The sequence below is a fragment of the Anaerobacillus sp. 1_MG-2023 genome, from assembly GCF_030547345.1.
Taxonomy (GTDB): Bacteria; Bacillota; Bacilli; order Bacillales; family Guptibacillaceae; genus Guptibacillus; species Guptibacillus hwajinpoensis_B.
This window is the reverse complement of record NZ_JAUORD010000003.1, coordinates 93,070-108,759: the sequence shown is the minus strand read 5'-3', so window position 1 is coordinate 108,759 and position 15,690 is coordinate 93,070. Positions and strand designations below refer to the sequence as shown.

The window sequence follows — 15,690 nt, the reverse complement described above, 5'->3', positions numbered from 1 at the left end:
AAACTAGATGTTGTTGAAAAGTTACATGATCATGCCGCCGTCAATATGAAGCGTTTGACCTGTAATATAATTGGCATCGTCAGAAACGAGAAATTTCGTTGCTTTAGCGATGTCCTCAGCTGCACCGAGTCTTCCAAGTGGAATTTGTCCTTTCATTCCGCTTTTCACTTCATCAGAAAGTTCGTCTGTCATATCAGTTTCGATGAAACCAGGTGCAAGCGCATTAACCGTAATGTTGCGACTAGCAAGTTCTTTAGCAGTTGTTTTCGTTAATCCGATTACGCCTGCTTTCGCTGCTACGTAGTTAGCTTGACCTGCATTCCCAGCTACACCAACGACAGATGCTACGTTTACAATGCGACCATAACGCTGTTTCATCATTTGACGAGTAACGGACTTCGTACAGTTAAAGACACCTTTTAAGTTTGTGTCGATAACGGAATCCCACTCTTCTTCCTTCATACGCATAATGAGATTATCACGTGTAATGCCGGCATTATTCACAAGCACCTCAAGACTTCCGAAAGTTGAAACAACTTCCTTAATCATGCCCTGAACTTCTTCCATGCTTGCTACGTTTGCTTTAATCGCAATCGCATTTCCACCAGCCGCTTTAATTTCGTCTACAACGCTATTTGCTTTCGCTTCACTTCCTGCATAATTGACAGCTATGTTCATGCCCTCTTTAGCAAGCTCTAATGCAATAGCGCGTCCAATACCTCGGGAGGCTCCTGTTACTAGAGCCGTTTTATTTTCAGCCATCGTTTATTCCTCTCCTAACTTAGCAATGAGTTGATCGAGTTGTTCTGGAGTTCCGACTGCATGAACAGATGCACGACGGTTAACCTTTTTGACTAGACCTGAAAGAACATTACCTGGACCAATTTCAATAAACGTATCAACACCAAGGTCCATTAGTTTTCTTACCGTATCTTCCCATAGAACAGGTGAATAGATTTGCTCCAATAAGTGGTTCTGAATCTCTTCAGCAGAAATAGATGGTTCAGCCGTTACGTTAGCAATGACTGGAATCGATGCATCCTTTATCTCAATTGCTTCAAGTATGCCAGATAGTTGGTCTGCAGCAGGCTTCATAAGACTAGAGTGGAACGGCCCACTTACTTGAAGTGGAATCACCCGCCTAGCGCCCTTCTCTTTTGCTACTTCTGAAGCTTTCTCAACACCTGCTTTGGCGCCTGAAATGACAATTTGTCCAGGACTATTTAGGTTTGCAAGCTGCACAGTATCAGTAGAAGCCGATACCTCGTCAACTACTTGTTGTAACTCCTCTCGCTCCATTCCCATAATGGCTGCCATTGCACCTTCACCTGAAGGAACTGCTTCTTCCATATAAAGCCCCCGGTTTCTAACCGCAAAAACGGCATCGGAAAAGGATAGAGCACCTGAAGCGACAAGGGCAGAATATTCCCCAAGACTATGACCAGCCGTATAATCAGCTGTAATGCCTTTTTCGCGAAGAGCTTCAAGAACTGCCACGCTCGTCGTCACAAGAGCGGGCTGTGCATTTTCCGTTCTCGTTAGCGTCTCAATTGGACCGTTCATAATCAATTTAGTTAATTCAAAGTTTAAGCGATGATCTGCTTCTGTAAATACATCTTTCGATACAGAATAAGCTTCCATAAAATCCTGTCCCATCCCGACAGCCTGTGAACCTTGGCCGGGGAATAAAAAGGCTGTTTTTCCCATAATTACTCTCCTTCCTCTTTAACAAGAGATGATTGAATGGCGGTCACAACATTTCCAGTGACCATCGTTCTAGCTTGTTTAATCGCACTGAAAACAGCTCTTCCATTTGAAGATCCGTGCGCTTTAATAACAGGAGCGTTTAAACCAAATAAGCCTGCTCCACCGTACTCTGAATAATCTAGCTTCGTACTTAAATTCTTCAGCTTCGGTTTTAATACTCCTGCTGCTAATTTACTTGTAAATGAGCTTGTGAGCTCTTCTTTTAGCATCTTAAACATTGTGAGAGCCGTTCCTTCAATCGTCTTTAATACTAGATTCCCTGAGAACCCATCACAGACGACGACATCCGCTTCATTACCAAGGATGTCCCTTGACTCTACATTTCCAACAAAGTTCAATCCACTTTCTTGAAGCAGTGAAAAGGCCTGTTTGCTTAGCTCATTCCCTTTACCTTCTTCTGTTCCAATGTTCAAAAGACCTATGCGAGGGTTCTCGATACCTCGTACTTTCTCAGCATAAACCGAGCCCATATGTGCGTATTGGAGAAGGTGCTCTGGTTTCGCATCCATATTGGCGCCAACATCAAGTAGCACAAAACCAGCTTCGTCAATTGTTGGGAGCGTAGGAGCTAATCCTGGACGATCAATGCCCTTAATACGGCCAACGTAGAGCAATCCAGCTGCCATTAACGCACCAGTATTACCAGCTGATATAGCCGCATCTGCCCGACCTTCCTTTACTTCGTTCACGGCTAAAACCATCGAAGCGTTTTTCTTTCGTCGAACAGCTTTTACTGGTTGATCTTCTGATGATATGTATTCTTCCGTATGTAATACCGTGATTCGATCCATGTTTCCTTTTAATAGCGGATTGATTTTCGTTTCGTCTCCTACAATCGTTACAGACAAATCACTAAATGCTTCAATCGCTTCATATACCCCATCTATGATGGCATCAGGTGCGTTGTCTCCACCCATTGCGTCAATTGCAAGTCTCATTTTCAAACAACTTCCCTTCAGGATTTAGTCGAGCGATACATGACAAATTCACCAGAAAAGACATTCTCATTCTGGACGAAGCTATTCACTTCAACCGTTGTCCGGTCTTTCCGTTGATCTATCACTACAGCTTTCGCAACTACTCGCTCTCCTTCATTCACCTGACTTGAAAAGCGAATATTTGCTTTTGCTGTCAGTGCAAGTTCATCATCAATTATAGCAACAGCAAGTGAATTCGCCTGCGCAAAAAGGTGATGTCCTCTTGCGATTTTGTTTCTTGAAAAAACGTGTTCAGGGCGAATGTCCAATATGGAAATCGCACTTTCATCAAGCTGTAGATCGATCACCTGACCGATTACTTCATCAATCGGAAGTGCTTTCACCTCATCAAGCTGCTGTTGTGCCACATACTTAATTCGTTCTCTTAATTCTGGAATGGAGAGCTCAAGACGATCGAGTCTGATGGTTTGAATGCTCACATTAAATTTATCAGCAAGCTCCTCATCTGTGATAAAGGGAGTGCTCTCAATCGTTTCCTTTAGCTGACTTTGCCGATCTTTCTTACTCCTCTTCATATACTACCGCCGCCTATCTAGCATTAATAAACGGATAAAGAGGATCAAGTTGATCCTCTTTATCTCAGTCTTATGACTAGGTCCTAAAAGGTAGTATATACCGAGCATGTTGATTATGCAAGCTAATCCAATTTTTCTCCACTTAAAACGCCCTGCTCTGTCAGATAGTCTCGTAAACTGCGGTATGTCCCATCTTCCCAAAATGCGGTGGACTCTACGAGAGCAGCTGCATCATTTCGAGCTACTTCTAGCACGCGATAATCATGCACCAGGTCGGCTACTTTAAATTCAGGCAAACCACTTTGTTTACGTCCAAAAAAGTCTCCAGGTCCTCGAAGTTCTAAATCACGCTGAGAAAGAACAAAGCCATCATTCGATTCTGTCATAATTTGCATTCGCTCTTTGCCTACTTCAGATTTCGGATCTGCTAGTAATATGCAATAAGATTGCTCACTTCCACGACCTACTCGACCTCTCAGTTGATGAAGTTGAGCAAGACCAAATCGTTCTGCATCATAGATTACCATAATTGTCGCATTTGGGACGTTTACCCCAACCTCAACAACCGTTGTAGATACAAGAAGCTGGACGTCATTCGTACTGAATTCCTCCATTACGGCTTCCTTTTCATCTGAGCTTAGACGTCCATGCATTAAACCTACTTGATAGTCAGGCAATGCTGTTTGCATTTGAAAATGAACATCAATCGCATTTTGTACATCCAACTTCTCTGATTCTTCAATAAGCGGGCAGATCACATAGCCCTGTCTGCCTTGATCTAATTCTTTTTTCACAAAATCGATAACACGCGGTAGCATTCCTGGCTTTGCCCAATATGTCTCAATTGGTTTACGCCCTGCAGGCATTTCATCTATCGTCGAAACATCCATATCCCCAAATACCGAAATAGCAAGCGTCCTTGGGATAGGTGTTGCCGTCATATAAAGAACATCTGGACTTAGTCCCTTTTCTCTTAGTACTCTGCGCTGCCCTACTCCAAACCGATGCTGTTCATCTGTAATAACTAGGCCAAGATTTTGAAATACCACTTCATCTTGTATTAACGCATGTGTCCCAATTAATAGATCCACTTCTCCAACCGCGAGTCGTTCAAGTATCTCTCTACGCTTCTTACCTTTCACAGACCCAGTTAATAGTTCCACCTTTAGTCTGTTACCTAAGAGATCCTGAAATGATTCGTAATGCTGTTCTGCTAGAATTTCCGTCGGAACCATTAACGCCCCCTGGTGACCAGCTAAGTAAGATGCATATAAGCCAATAGCCGCTACTACAGTTTTACCAGAACCTACATCACCTTGGAGCAGGCGATTCATGCGATAGGAGCTTTCCATATCCTTCAATATCTCTCCTACTACGCGATTTTGTGCACCTGTTAATGGAAAAGGGAGGCTTTGTACAAACTCCTCTAATTTTTCCTTTTCAAAAACTTGTGAAGCTCCTTCAGTGTTTTCACGTTCCCTTTTTCGGAAAATCTGCATTTTCAACTGAAATTGGAGTAGTTCTTCATAAACAAAACGACGTCTCGCTTGCTTAAGTCCTTCATGAGAAGGAGGCGAATGCATCATCAAGACGGCATCCTTCCTTGGCATCAACTTATACCTTTCAAGCATTTGAGGTGGAAGGTTTTCTTCAATTTGTTCTCCAAACTGATTCAAAGCAAGCTGGATATATCGCTTCATTGCTTTCACCGTCACATCTCCACCTACAGGATAGATCGGCTCAATTGTGCCGTCTGGGTTATGACTGGAGAACGTGATTTCATTTGCTGAAAGCGTCATTTTATGTTGATCCCATTTGCCAGTAACAGTAACAATCTGTCCTAACGTAAACTGCTTTTTTAGAAAAGCACGATTAAAAAAAACGGCTGTTATGAGGAATTTTCCTACTAACAGCCTTACGGACAATCGTGATTTTTTCTTTCCATAAAAGCGAACTACCGGTTCACTATGAACTTTCCCTTCAAGTGTAGCTCGCTCTTCATGTTTCACATCAGCGAGATCTTTCAACTCATAATCTTCATAGCGAAATGGAAAATATTCAATTAAATCTTGTATTCTGTTTATGCCGATTGATGAAAGAGACGCTGCTTTCTCATCACCAATTCCTTTTATCTGTGTAATCCGATCGTCCATTGATCTTCACTCATTTCCTATCAAGGGATACTCCAAATATTTTCGCTTCTAACTCTCGGCCAGTTGGCGTTGCTGCAAGTCCTCCTTGAGCCGTTTCTCGAAGAGTAGAAGGCATAGATTGCCCAATTTTGTACATTGCATCAATCACTTCATCACAAGGAATGCGACTTGTAATGCCCGCAAGAGACATATCTGCTGCAACTAGTGCGTTGGAAGCGCCCATGGCATTTCGCTTAACGCAAGGAACCTCGACAAGTCCAGCTACAGGGTCACATACAAGACCAAGCATGTTCTTAAGTGCAATCGCAAACGCATGAGAAGATTGTTCAGGAGTACCACCCATTAATTCTACAATCGCTGCCGCAGCCATCCCAGTTGCTGATCCTACTTCAGCCTGACAGCCACCTGCAGCACCTGAAATGGAAGCATTATTAGCTACAACAAACCCAAATGCTCCTGAAGTAAAGAGGTATCTTACCATCTGCTCTTCTGTAGGATTCACTTTCTCTCGAATTGCAAAGAGTGTCCCAGGCACCACTCCTGCAGACCCTGCTGTTGGCGTCGCACAAATGGTTCCCATCGCTGCATTCACTTCATTCGTAGCGATCGCTTTACTTACCGCATCAAGCATTGTTTGTCCAGACAGTGAATTCCCTGTCTTCATATAGTTTTGAAGCAGCACTGCATCTCCGCCAGTTAATCCTGAATGAGAGCGAACATCCTCATTAATTCCCCGTTCAACTGCTTGCTCCATAACAACAAGGTTATTTTTCATTTGAGCATAAACTTCTTCTCGGGTATTTCCTCTGAAATCCATTTCCTGTTCTATCATAATTTCAGAAATTGGTTTATCTTTCGATTGCGCTAACTCTACTAGTTCTGCTACGTTACGAAACATTCCCATTCCTCCTCTATATCTTAATCGCTAATTTTTGCGACTTGAATAATATTCGGTAATGACTCAACCTCATCTAATACAACTTGAGGGATATTTTGATCCACTTCAATCGTCATCAATGCTTCCTTGCCCTTTTCTTTTCGCGAAACGTTCATATGACCGATATTAATTTCATGTTTTGCTAATGTATTAGATACACCTGCAATGGCACCGAAACGATCATTATGGACTACAAGAATAGCTGGACTGTTCCCTGAAAGACCGAGCGCAAACCCATTTAACTCAATGACTTCAATTTTACCTCCACCTATCGAGATCCCGACAAGCTCAAGTTCACCCTTCTCATCAGTGAGATGAATTCGAGCAGTATTAGGGTGATCTGTTAAGGCATCCTCTTCAGTAAAACGAACTTTGATTTTCTTCTCTTTCGCAATTGTAAGCGCATTCACTATTCGCTCATCGTAAGTATCAAAATCAAGCACGCCACCGATTAGGGCAACATCCGTACCGTGTCCTTTGTACGTTCTTGCAAATGAACCATATAAAGAAATTGTAATTGTCTTTGGCTCACGACCAAACAAATGTCTAGCAACTCGACCAATTCTTGCTGCTCCAGCCGTATGGGAGCTTGAAGGACCAATCATAACAGGACCAATAATGTCAAAAACACTGCGAAACTTCACATTGATGCCACCTTTCACCATATACACTTTATCTCACAAAAGATGTTCTTTACAGAAAAAGAAAACCTGGCTCAAGCCACGTTTCTTTTTCTGCAAATATGAAACATTTATTCCACTGCCATGATATAGCTATATATCGGCTGTTTACCTTCGTGAAGTTCTACTTCTACTTCATCAAACTGCTCTTCAATATAAGCAACAATACTTTCAGCTTCTACTTGATCTGTATCTTCACCATATATGATCGTAACGATTTCATCATCTTCGGTAATCATAGAAGACAGAAGCGACTTCGCGACTTCAAGACGTTCCTTTTCAGAAACAATAATTTTGCCATCTGCGATTCCCATGAAATCATCTTTCGTAATATCGATACCATCAATCTTTGTATCTCTAACCGCAAACGTAACTTGTCCTGATTTAACAGCTGACAGGCTTTCTTTCATTGCTTCCTCATTAGCTTCAGGATCAACCGATGGATTGAAGCCAAGAAGACTAGAAATACCCTGAGGAACTGTTTTAGAAGGAATCACAATTACATTCTCATCTACGACTGAAGCTGCCTGCTGTGCAGTCATCACAATATTACTATTATTCGGTAAGATAATAATATTCTCAGCATAAACTTCTTCAATCGCTTTAATGATATCTTCAGTACTTGGGTTCATCGTCTGGCCACCTGGGATCACATAATTCGCACCTAAGCTTTCAAACAAAGTAGCGATTCCGTCTCCCATGGAAACCGTAATAATTCCGTATTTTTTTCGTTCCGCCGGCTTCTCCTGCTTAGCAGGCTCGGGACGTTCTTCTTTTAAAATTGTAGAATGCTGCTCACGCATATTCTCAATCTTAATTTTAATTAAGCTCCCATAATTCTGTGCATACGTCATAATATTTCCCGGGTACTCTGTATGCATATGTACTTTAACGAGATCTTCATCAGATACGACCAAAAGCGAATCCCCATGTTTATCGAGTTCGTTTCGGAATGCTTCCTCATCATATGGCGATTTTGCAAGCTTCTCATTTTCGAATTGAACCATGAACTCTGTACAGTAACCAAATTCAATGTCTTCCGTTTTCATATGACCCTGCGCACTTTTGTGGTGCTCAGCTCTAACGAGTTCGTCCATTTTCTCTTGATCAACGGATGAATCGGGCGTTTCTTTTCCTTCTAGAACCGCTAGAAACCCTTCATAAATAAGTAAAAGTCCCTGGCCGCCTGAGTCAACGACACCGACTTCTTTCAGAACTGGAAGAAGATCAGGAGTACGATTGAGGGATTCTTTCCCCTCTTTAACTACTACCTGCATTAATTCAACCACGTCTGATATTTTCTTTGAAGACTTCACTGCTTTTCGAGCAGCGTCTTTAGCTACTGTAAGAATTGTACCTTCCACTGGTTTCATAACGGCTTTATAGGCAGAATCCACCCCGTTTTCAAGAGCAGCGGCTAGTTCTACACTTGTGATCTCAGACTTTCCTTCGATCGATTTCGAAAATCCTCGAAATAGCTGAGAAAGAATTACGCCAGAGTTTCCCCGTGCGCCCATTAATAATCCTCTTGCAAAAAGAGATGCGACATCTCCTACTTTATCTGAGCTGCTCGATCTAACTTCAGCTGCTCCAGACGTAATTGTTAAGTTCATGTTTGTACCAGTATCTCCATCCGGCACTGGAAAAACATTAAGCGCATCTACCATCTTGGCATTCTTTGAAAGATTGTTTGCTCCTTCAAGGACCATTTGCGCAAAACGCTTCCCATCAATCTTTTGAATCGTCACAGACTTTTCCTCCTAACTCCGTTTAAGGGTTCGTCACTCTAACCCCTTGGACGTATATGTTTACTGAATCAATTGATAGCCCAAGCATTTGATCAAGCTGATATTTCACTTTTGTTTGCACATTGTGGGCTACTTCAGAAATCTTAGTACCATAGCTCACGATAATATACATGTCAATGTTAAGGTCATCGTCTTCTTCTTTGCGAACGACAATCCCTCTGCTAAAGTTATCTTTTCCCAATAGTTCTGTAATACCATCTTTCAATTGCTTTTGTGAAGCCATTCCAACAATACCATAACAATCAATCGCAGCGCCACCTGCAATCGCAGCGACTACTTCCGTCGAAATATCAATCTGTCCATATTGGGTTTTCATTTCAATTGCCATTATATTTCCTCCCTTAGCGATTTGGGTACTGATCTTTTGACTACTTCTATCCTCGTATAGATTCTGTTCATAAAATAATGGCTAAGTTACTGAACGATGAGTAAAACGAATGTTTCAAGCAAATGAGCCAAAATCGAGAATTCAACACTATAAGCTTACATAGCCAAAATAATAAATAAATAAATCCTATGCACAGCTACCGTTATTTTACTACACTATTAGTCATAATAAAAGTTCATCGTATAAAACCTCTAATATGATAAGCTTTTACTGTTAAGTTTTTTTCTTGATAAGACGTGTTAAACATCTTGCATTCACTACACCTACATGATACTATAGTGGAGGATTTATCCTGCACTTCTTGTGCAATGTAGGACAGTAAGGAGGTAGAAACAATGGCTAAATGTGCAATCACTGGACGCAAAACTTCGTTTGGTAACAAACGTTCTCACGCGTTGAATACAACTAAACGTAAATTTGGTGCTAACCTTCAAAAGGTACGCATCATGGTAGATGGTAAACCTAAGAAAGTTTATGTATCTGCTCGTGCTCTTAAATCAGGCAAAATCGAACGCGCATAGTAACATGCAAAAAAGCACCCACACGGGTGCTTTTTTTTTGTTTCTAAGCTATTCATTTTTTTTGAAAGACCCTAGCACTGCTCTCACAAAACCGCCGAGAAACTTTGGTAATTTAATCGTATAGAACTTCATATTTCCCCCTCCTCAGAAAGTCAAAGATGGACCCCAGGATGAACAATATGAGAATATAAGATGCATTACTATTATATTCGCCGAAATTAAAATAGTACCTAAACCTGCTCGGCGTCCGAACTTCTTACCACCAATAGTATGCCCTGATTAAATGAATAAGACCCATTTTCCTCGATCAGTTCATTGCTAATACATAAACTTGACCCCCATGAAATATGTCTATTCTTAAGGGGATAACGATATCCAATTAGCGTTAAACCTTTGACTTCAGGAGTAAAGGAGAGAAAAGACATATAGGGAAAACGATGATCCTTTTGGACAGTATATGTGCCAGGCTCTTTCATTTCCAATCGATTTAATTTATCCTCAATAGCAAGCTTCACGTGTGACTTCACGCCCTTAATTAACATCTGAACATTCATCCAGCTATGATCAAGCCTACCACCCGTTACCCCATACATTGTAATCTCTTCAGGATCTTCATCGATGGCCCAATCAAGAGCGATTTCTAAATCTGTGTGGTCCTTTTCAGAAGGATAGACGGTAAACGATAAATCGTGTGACTCCATCCATTCTCTTTCTTCATTGGTTACTGAGTCAAAATCCCCGAATCCATGTTCAGGAATAATGTTGTTTTTCAGAAGCGTATAGACGCCTCGGTCGACCCCAATCCACCTTACATTTCTTTCAGTCAAAAGATGAGTTGGAAGATCTTCTTCCGGCCCTCCTGCAACAATATAAATAGGCTTCCTCATTGCTCATGCACCAGCTTAGGTGCTTGATGTGAGAGCAGCGCCAGGACGACAATTGATACAGCAGCAGTTGGTAACAAATAAGATGCATTATAAAGAAAGGAATATAAGGCCACAGGGGTACCTTCTGGTGCCATTTCGCCGAACCAGATCACCCCAGATATAAAATGACTCACAAGTCGAAGCAATGATCCGGTTAAACAGCCAAGAATGATCATGGTGATGCGCTTCCGTTTCGCCTCGTCAACTTTGACACTAAAAATCCCAGCCATACCGACAACCATAAATGCAATTGGATAATCTAATAGAAATTGAATAGGATGCACATAAAAAGGCGGCACGATTAGAGGTTGTAAAATACCAACTAATAGCCCTGTCGTTAAACCGGCACCAAGTCCTCTTCGATAAGCAATTAGAAAAATAGGTACCATTGCTAGCGACACAGAGCCGCCATTTGGCCAAAGCCTGAGTGATAATAAGTCTAAAATCACTCCAACCGCAGCCATTAAAGCTATTTCTACAAGCAAAAGAAGTCGATTATCTTTCTTCATGAATCATAATTCCTCCATAACCTAAACTTTTGTATAAATTCTTATTAAAAAACAGCGGGAGGAGCCCCGCTGTTTTATGATTGACGTATCTGATCAATGGCTGCTTTCCGATCAGAATGATTATAAATGGCTGAACCCGCTACGAGAACAGTGGCACCTGCTTCAATACATGCACGAGCCGTCTCCGCGTTCACACCACCGTCTACTTCGATTTCAGGAGCTACACCAAGAGAATCTGCTAACTGCTTCGTTTCCGTAATCTTCGCAAGAACTCTCTCAATAAAAGCTTGACCACCAAAACCTGGGTTGACCGTCATTAATAGAACTAGATCTACATCCTCAATCACGTGCTTAATGGAATCAACCGGCGTCGCAGGATTAATCACAACACCCGCCTTCACACCTTTACTTTTAATGAGCTGAATAGTGCGGTGGAGATGCGGACAAGCCTCTGCATGGACGGTCAAAATATCTGCTCCAGCTTCAGCAAACTCTTCGATATATTGGTCAGGATTTTCTATCATAAGATGAACATCAAGCGGTAGTGATGTCACTGGACGAAGAGCTCGTACGATTGGTGCACCAATCGTAATGTTCGGAACAAAATGACCGTCCATCACATCTACGTGAATATAGTCAGCACCTGCTGCTTCTACGTCTTTTACTTCTTCACCTAATCTGGCAAAGTCTGATGCCAAAATAGAAGGGGCGATTTTTATCATAATTAATACCTCCGTTTTTGGTCCTTGATTTCCTGGAAGAAAGAAGAATAATGGTCATAGCGATACGCTTGAATCTCTTCTTTTTCGACGGCTACTTTTACTGCACAACCCGGCTCTGATTGGTGGGTGCAAGCGCGAAATTTACATTCACTGCTTTTCATTCTGATCTCCGGGAAGTAGAGCCAAAGATCATCGGCTTCAATTCCTCTAAAATCCAATGAGCTAAATCCAGGAGTATCTGCCACAAGGCCTGAGCCGAAAGGAATAAGTTCTACATGTCGCGTCGTATGTTTTCCTCGGCCAAGGTGAGTCGATATATCACTTGTATCTAGTTCAAGGTCAGGATTAATAGCGTTTAATAAGGAAGACTTCCCTACTCCTGACTGTCCTGCAAACACCGTTACCTTTTCTTGGAAATAAGGCTCGATTTCTGAAACGCCTGAAAGGCTTTGAGCAGAAGAAACGATGACGTCATATCCAATCTCACGATAATCATCAGCATAAGCCATGATCTCACTTTCTTCCACCTCTGCAACCAAATCAATCTTAGTAATACAGATGATTGGCTTAATATCACTAGCTTCAATGTGCACAAGAAATTTATCAAGAAGCTGTGTGTTAAACGTAGGTTGCGTCGCTGAGAAAACAAGAAATGCCTGATCAACATTAGCAATAGGTGGTCGAACCAATTCGTTTTCTCTTTCCTTTATTTCCAATACATAGCCATCCGTTTTGTTCTCGGCTTCATACCTTACAAAATCACCAACAAGTGGCGTGATTTTTCGCTTCCGAAAATTCCCTCTTCCTCTGCACTGATAAATTTCCTTATTCTCTTCATCCTGCACGTAATAAAAGCCACTAAGCGCTTTAATTATTCTTCCATCTGCCATGTAGGACTCCTTACTCATTTTTTCCATATTTTTGTTTCGCTTCGTCATACGTAATGGTCTTTGAATTCTCCTTTTTTTCTTTCCCATCGACATATGTTTTATATGATGCTTCCTCACCGGGGTAAATGGTTAAATCAAACTTAATCTCTTTCGTTTCGGTGATCGTTTCAGAAATTTCTTCTCCTTCTGTCGTTGAATCCTTGTAGAGAATTTCAATTAAATGCTCTTCTCCCTTTTTTACATCGATTTTAAACGAATTTGGAACAACGATTGCCTCATCTTCCGGCGAAGGTTCTGGTTCTGGTTCTGGCTCTGGTTCTGGCTCCGGTTCTGGTTCCGGCTCTGGCTCTGGTTCGGGTTCTGGACCTTTCGATAAAGTAATTGTAATCTCATCGCCAGCTTTCACTTCCGCAGCAGTGCCTGGTGAATGAGAGACGACTTTACCATCTTCAACAAATTCACTAAATTCAGGGTCATTATAAGAGAGATTTAGCTTTTTATCATCTGCATAGCTTTCCACTTCTGCTTTTGTCTTTTCCTTTAAATCCTCTAATGGGAATGGTTCAGGTCCTAAACTATACCATATGATTATTCGATCTTCTGTTGGTAACACCAGCTTCCCAGCCTCAGGATTTTGATCATAGATCTCACCTTCAGGGTCATCTCGGTATTCACCTTCATACTTCACACCTTTAAAGCCTTGCTCTTTCAATAACGGTTCAACCTCATCTTTTGACTTACCGATAAAATCATCAAGCTCTGTTTTTTCAGCACCTTCACTGACATATAAAGTAACGGTGCTATCTTCCTTCACCATCGTACCTGATGTTGGATCCTGCTTAATAACATCGTCTTCCTCGATTTCTTCGCTAAATTGCTCTTCTTTTTTTACATCCAGCTTTTGTTCGATTAGGGCTGATCTTGCTTCTTCATAAGTCATTCCAGATACGTCAGGAACTTCCACATCACTTACTGAGAAGAGATCAGGGATAAAAGTAAATGCAAGCGCGGCTGCACCACCTAAGAGGAGGAGAATCACTAAAACAATAACAGCAATCTTACCGGCCTTTTTCTTCTTTTTAGGTGGCGGATCATCAGACTCTGTCGTTTGCACAGGTTCTTGAGGCCTTGTCTCCTGCATTTTGTCACCAAGACGGCCAGGAGTTACTGGTGCCAACACTTTTGTGGCATCTGCATCATCCTGCTCAGGTGCTTTATCGTAAATTTTAGTTGGACTTAGCGACATCTCAAGCGCTTCATAAAGCTCTTCCGCGTTTTGGTAGCGTTGAACAGGGTCTTTTGCCATAGCTTTCATAATAATATGTTCCACGTTTTTCGGAAGAGAAGTGTTAATTAGGCTTGGTTTAGGAAAACGATCTTGTAAGTGCTTTAGGGCAACAGATACGGGGGAATCACCCGAAAAGGGAAGAACACCCGTGACCATTTCGTAAAGAACGACACCAAGAGAATAAATATCTGACCGTTCATTTGCTACAGCGCCCCGCGCCTGCTCAGGTGAGAAGTAATGCACAGAGCCAAGAACGGAGTTAGTATGCGTAATTGTTGCAGATGTCACGGCCATCGCAATTCCAAAATCCGTTACTTTTGCTTCTCCGTAGTCGTTTATTAGAATATTATGAGGTTTGATATCTCGATGGATGATGTGATTCTCATGTGCATGCTCAATTGCGGATGTCATTTGCTTCATAATATCAATGGCTTCCTCAATCGGCAGTGCTCCACGGTTGCGAATTTTTTGCTTAAGCGTTGTTCCCGGTACGTATTCCATGACGATATAGTAGAAGTCTTCTTCTTCCCCTACATCATAGATGGAAACGATATTAGGATGAGCTAGACTCGTTGCAGATTCTGCTTCTCTTCGAAATCGCTTTATAAAATCATCATCTTGAGAAAATTCGGGCCGAAGCAGCTTGACAGCAACTGTACGATCCAGAATTAAATCTAAAGCTCGATAGACGATTGCCATTCCGCCGTCACCAATGACTTCAAGCAGTTTGTAACGTCCATTTATGTGCTTTCCTAGCATGAGCCTTCACTTCCAGAAATAGAGGAATTCTCAATAATCGCAACTGTGATGTTATCTTCTCCGCCTGCTTCATTTGCTAAGCGAATGAGTTCTGTTCCCTTCTCGTGGAGAGATCGGTCAGAGTTCATAACTTCCTCTAATTCACGATCAGAAACTTTGTTCGTTAAACCATCTGAGCAAAAAAGGGCCGATTGATTCTCATCCCATTCAAAGGTATGCACGTCTACCTTAACGTTTTCATCTGTTCCAATCGCACGTAATAATACATTTTTTCGAGGATGATCTTCTGCTTCTTCTTCTGAGAGCTGACCACTTTTTACGAGTTCATTCACAAGTGAATGATCACTTGTTTTTTGATCAAGAACACGATCGCCGAATAAATATGCACGGCTATCGCCTACATGACCAATTGTAATAAACTCATTTGTACATATAGCTGCTACAAGAGTCGTCCCCATTCCGGAATATTCAGGTTTTTCTTTAGAAAAGGCTAGGATTGTTTCATTCGCTTTACGAATGGTATGTAATAGCCATGCTTCCGCTCTTCCCGGGCGAAATCCAGCTTTCTCTTCTTCCCAACTCATTTCCATCGATTCAACTGCTAGAGCACTGGCAACGTCACCTGCCTGATGACCGCCCATCCCGTCTGCAACAATTACGAGATACTCATTTAGACTATTGTGCACAACCTTCGTGCTATCTTCATTGTATGCCCTTACTTGTCCTTGATCAGTTAATGCTATTGCTTGCATGTGATTACCCCGTCTCCTCTTATCACAAGAATGCGGGAAGAATCGCCTTTTACAAGACGATTCACCAGCACTCAGCA

17 protein-coding genes are annotated in these 15,690 nt (G+C 41.8%); 1 reads left to right on the top strand and 16 read right to left on the bottom strand.

All coding sequences use genetic code 11. The features are described 5' to 3' along the window. Positions 1 to 21: 21 nt before the first annotated feature. From fabG to Q4550_RS06850, 9 genes are all read right to left on the bottom strand, one after another. The gene (gene fabG, locus Q4550_RS06890; protein WP_194221395.1) at positions 22 to 762 is read right to left on the bottom strand and encodes a 3-oxoacyl-[acyl-carrier-protein] reductase; all 741 of its coding nucleotides are present in this window, start codon (positions 760 to 762) and stop codon (positions 22 to 24) included. 3 nt (positions 763 to 765) lie between these two features. After that, positions 766 to 1,707 carry an ACP S-malonyltransferase gene (gene fabD / locus Q4550_RS06885; RefSeq protein ID WP_303531254.1) on the bottom strand — a complete coding sequence of 314 codons (942 nt, stop codon included), beginning with the start codon at positions 1,705 to 1,707 and terminating at the stop codon, positions 766 to 768. Positions 1,708 to 1,709: 2 nt separating this feature from the next. Then, positions 1,710 to 2,705 (bottom strand): phosphate acyltransferase PlsX, encoded by a 996-nt coding sequence (gene plsX, locus Q4550_RS06880; RefSeq protein ID WP_303531252.1) that lies wholly within the window; start codon positions 2,703 to 2,705, stop codon positions 1,710 to 1,712. Positions 2,706 to 2,722: 17 nt separating this feature from the next. After that, positions 2,723 to 3,280, bottom strand: coding sequence for a transcription factor FapR (gene fapR, locus Q4550_RS06875; protein WP_303531250.1), 558 nt, complete (start codon positions 3,278 to 3,280; stop codon positions 2,723 to 2,725). A gap of 122 nt (positions 3,281 to 3,402) precedes the next feature. Next, positions 3,403 to 5,433 carry an ATP-dependent DNA helicase RecG gene (gene recG, locus Q4550_RS06870; protein WP_303531248.1) on the bottom strand — a complete coding sequence of 677 codons (2,031 nt, stop codon included), beginning with the start codon at positions 5,431 to 5,433 and terminating at the stop codon, positions 3,403 to 3,405. Between the two features lie 10 nt (positions 5,434 to 5,443). Beyond that, positions 5,444 to 6,331, bottom strand: a complete 888-nt coding sequence (gene sdaAA / locus Q4550_RS06865) for an L-serine ammonia-lyase, iron-sulfur-dependent, subunit alpha (RefSeq protein WP_303531247.1) — start codon at positions 6,329 to 6,331, stop codon at positions 5,444 to 5,446. Positions 6,332 to 6,351: 20 nt separating this feature from the next. Continuing rightward, positions 6,352 to 7,014, bottom strand: a complete 663-nt coding sequence (sdaAB, locus tag Q4550_RS06860; RefSeq protein WP_303531246.1) for an L-serine ammonia-lyase, iron-sulfur-dependent subunit beta — start codon at positions 7,012 to 7,014, stop codon at positions 6,352 to 6,354. Positions 7,015 to 7,121: 107 nt separating this feature from the next. Continuing rightward, entirely contained in the window at positions 7,122 to 8,798 is a 1,677-nt protein-coding gene (locus tag Q4550_RS06855; protein WP_303531244.1) for a DAK2 domain-containing protein, read from the bottom strand. Between the two features lie 22 nt (positions 8,799 to 8,820). After that, the gene (locus Q4550_RS06850) at positions 8,821 to 9,186 is read right to left on the bottom strand and encodes an Asp23/Gls24 family envelope stress response protein (protein ID WP_194221387.1); all 366 of its coding nucleotides are present in this window, start codon (positions 9,184 to 9,186) and stop codon (positions 8,821 to 8,823) included. 395 nt (positions 9,187 to 9,581) lie between these two features. Between Q4550_RS06850 and rpmB the strand changes: the two genes are divergently transcribed. Then, positions 9,582 to 9,767 (top strand): 50S ribosomal protein L28, encoded by a 186-nt coding sequence (gene rpmB, locus Q4550_RS06845; protein WP_098443343.1) that lies wholly within the window; start codon positions 9,582 to 9,584, stop codon positions 9,765 to 9,767. Between the two features lie 48 nt (positions 9,768 to 9,815). Here the strand turns inward: rpmB and spoVM are convergent, their stop codons facing one another. From spoVM to Q4550_RS06810, 7 genes are all read right to left on the bottom strand, one after another. Continuing rightward, positions 9,816 to 9,899, bottom strand: coding sequence for a stage V sporulation protein SpoVM (gene spoVM, locus Q4550_RS06840; RefSeq protein ID WP_048309835.1), 84 nt, complete (start codon positions 9,897 to 9,899; stop codon positions 9,816 to 9,818). Between the two features lie 98 nt (positions 9,900 to 9,997). Then, entirely contained in the window at positions 9,998 to 10,654 is a 657-nt protein-coding gene (locus tag Q4550_RS06835) for a thiamine diphosphokinase (protein WP_194221386.1), read from the bottom strand. Next, positions 10,651 to 11,202 (bottom strand): energy-coupled thiamine transporter ThiT, encoded by a 552-nt coding sequence (thiT, locus tag Q4550_RS06830; RefSeq protein ID WP_194221385.1) that lies wholly within the window; start codon positions 11,200 to 11,202, stop codon positions 10,651 to 10,653. The genes Q4550_RS06835 and thiT overlap by 4 nt, the downstream gene beginning before the upstream one ends. Positions 11,203 to 11,276: 74 nt before the next feature. Further along, positions 11,277 to 11,924, bottom strand: coding sequence for a ribulose-phosphate 3-epimerase (gene rpe, locus Q4550_RS06825; RefSeq protein WP_303531240.1), 648 nt, complete (start codon positions 11,922 to 11,924; stop codon positions 11,277 to 11,279). Positions 11,925 to 11,926: 2 nt separating this feature from the next. After that, positions 11,927 to 12,814: a ribosome small subunit-dependent GTPase A gene (gene rsgA, locus Q4550_RS06820; RefSeq protein ID WP_303531239.1), complete on the bottom strand. Its 888-nt coding sequence runs from the start codon at positions 12,812 to 12,814 to the stop codon at positions 11,927 to 11,929. 10 nt (positions 12,815 to 12,824) lie between these two features. Beyond that, complete coding sequence (pknB, locus tag Q4550_RS06815) at positions 12,825 to 14,861, bottom strand: Stk1 family PASTA domain-containing Ser/Thr kinase (protein ID WP_303531238.1); 2,037 nt, start codon at positions 14,859 to 14,861, stop codon at positions 12,825 to 12,827. After that, positions 14,855 to 15,613, bottom strand: a complete 759-nt coding sequence (locus Q4550_RS06810; protein WP_194221381.1) for a Stp1/IreP family PP2C-type Ser/Thr phosphatase — start codon at positions 15,611 to 15,613, stop codon at positions 14,855 to 14,857. Before Q4550_RS06810 ends, pknB begins: the two co-directional genes overlap by 7 nt. Positions 15,614 to 15,690: the final 77 nt, after the last annotated feature.

Bases quoted from the DNA above. Each gene is read 5' to 3' on its own strand.
- rsgA (WP_303531239.1), bottom strand. From the start codon at position 12,814: ATGGCAGATGGAAGAATAATTAAAGCGCTTAGTGGCTTTTATTACGTG.
- pknB (WP_303531238.1), bottom strand. From the start codon at position 14,861: ATGCTAGGAAAGCACATAAATGGACGTTACAAACTGCTTGAAGTCATT.
- Q4550_RS06835 (WP_194221386.1), bottom strand. From the start codon at position 10,654: ATGAGGAAGCCTATTTATATTGTTGCAGGAGGGCCGGAAGAAGATCTT.
- spoVM (WP_048309835.1), bottom strand. From the start codon at position 9,899: ATGAAGTTCTATACGATTAAATTACCAAAGTTTCTCGGCGGTTTTGTG.
- fabG (WP_194221395.1), bottom strand. From the start codon at position 762: ATGGCTGAAAATAAAACGGCTCTAGTAACAGGAGCCTCCCGAGGTATT.
- thiT (WP_194221385.1), bottom strand. From the start codon at position 11,202: ATGAAGAAAGATAATCGACTTCTTTTGCTTGTAGAAATAGCTTTAATG.
- recG (WP_303531248.1), bottom strand. From the start codon at position 5,433: ATGGACGATCGGATTACACAGATAAAAGGAATTGGTGATGAGAAAGCA.
- rpmB (WP_098443343.1), top strand. From the start codon at position 9,582: ATGGCTAAATGTGCAATCACTGGACGCAAAACTTCGTTTGGTAACAAA.
- sdaAA (WP_303531247.1), bottom strand. From the start codon at position 6,331: ATGTTTCGTAACGTAGCAGAACTAGTAGAGTTAGCGCAATCGAAAGAT.
- Q4550_RS06850 (WP_194221387.1), bottom strand. From the start codon at position 9,186: ATGGCAATTGAAATGAAAACCCAATATGGACAGATTGATATTTCGACG.
- fapR (WP_303531250.1), bottom strand. From the start codon at position 3,280: ATGAAGAGGAGTAAGAAAGATCGGCAAAGTCAGCTAAAGGAAACGATT.
- plsX (WP_303531252.1), bottom strand. From the start codon at position 2,705: ATGAGACTTGCAATTGACGCAATGGGTGGAGACAACGCACCTGATGCC.
- Q4550_RS06810 (WP_194221381.1), bottom strand. From the start codon at position 15,613: ATGCAAGCAATAGCATTAACTGATCAAGGACAAGTAAGGGCATACAAT.
- fabD (WP_303531254.1), bottom strand. From the start codon at position 1,707: ATGGGAAAAACAGCCTTTTTATTCCCCGGCCAAGGTTCACAGGCTGTC.
- rpe (WP_303531240.1), bottom strand. From the start codon at position 11,924: ATGATAAAAATCGCCCCTTCTATTTTGGCATCAGACTTTGCCAGATTA.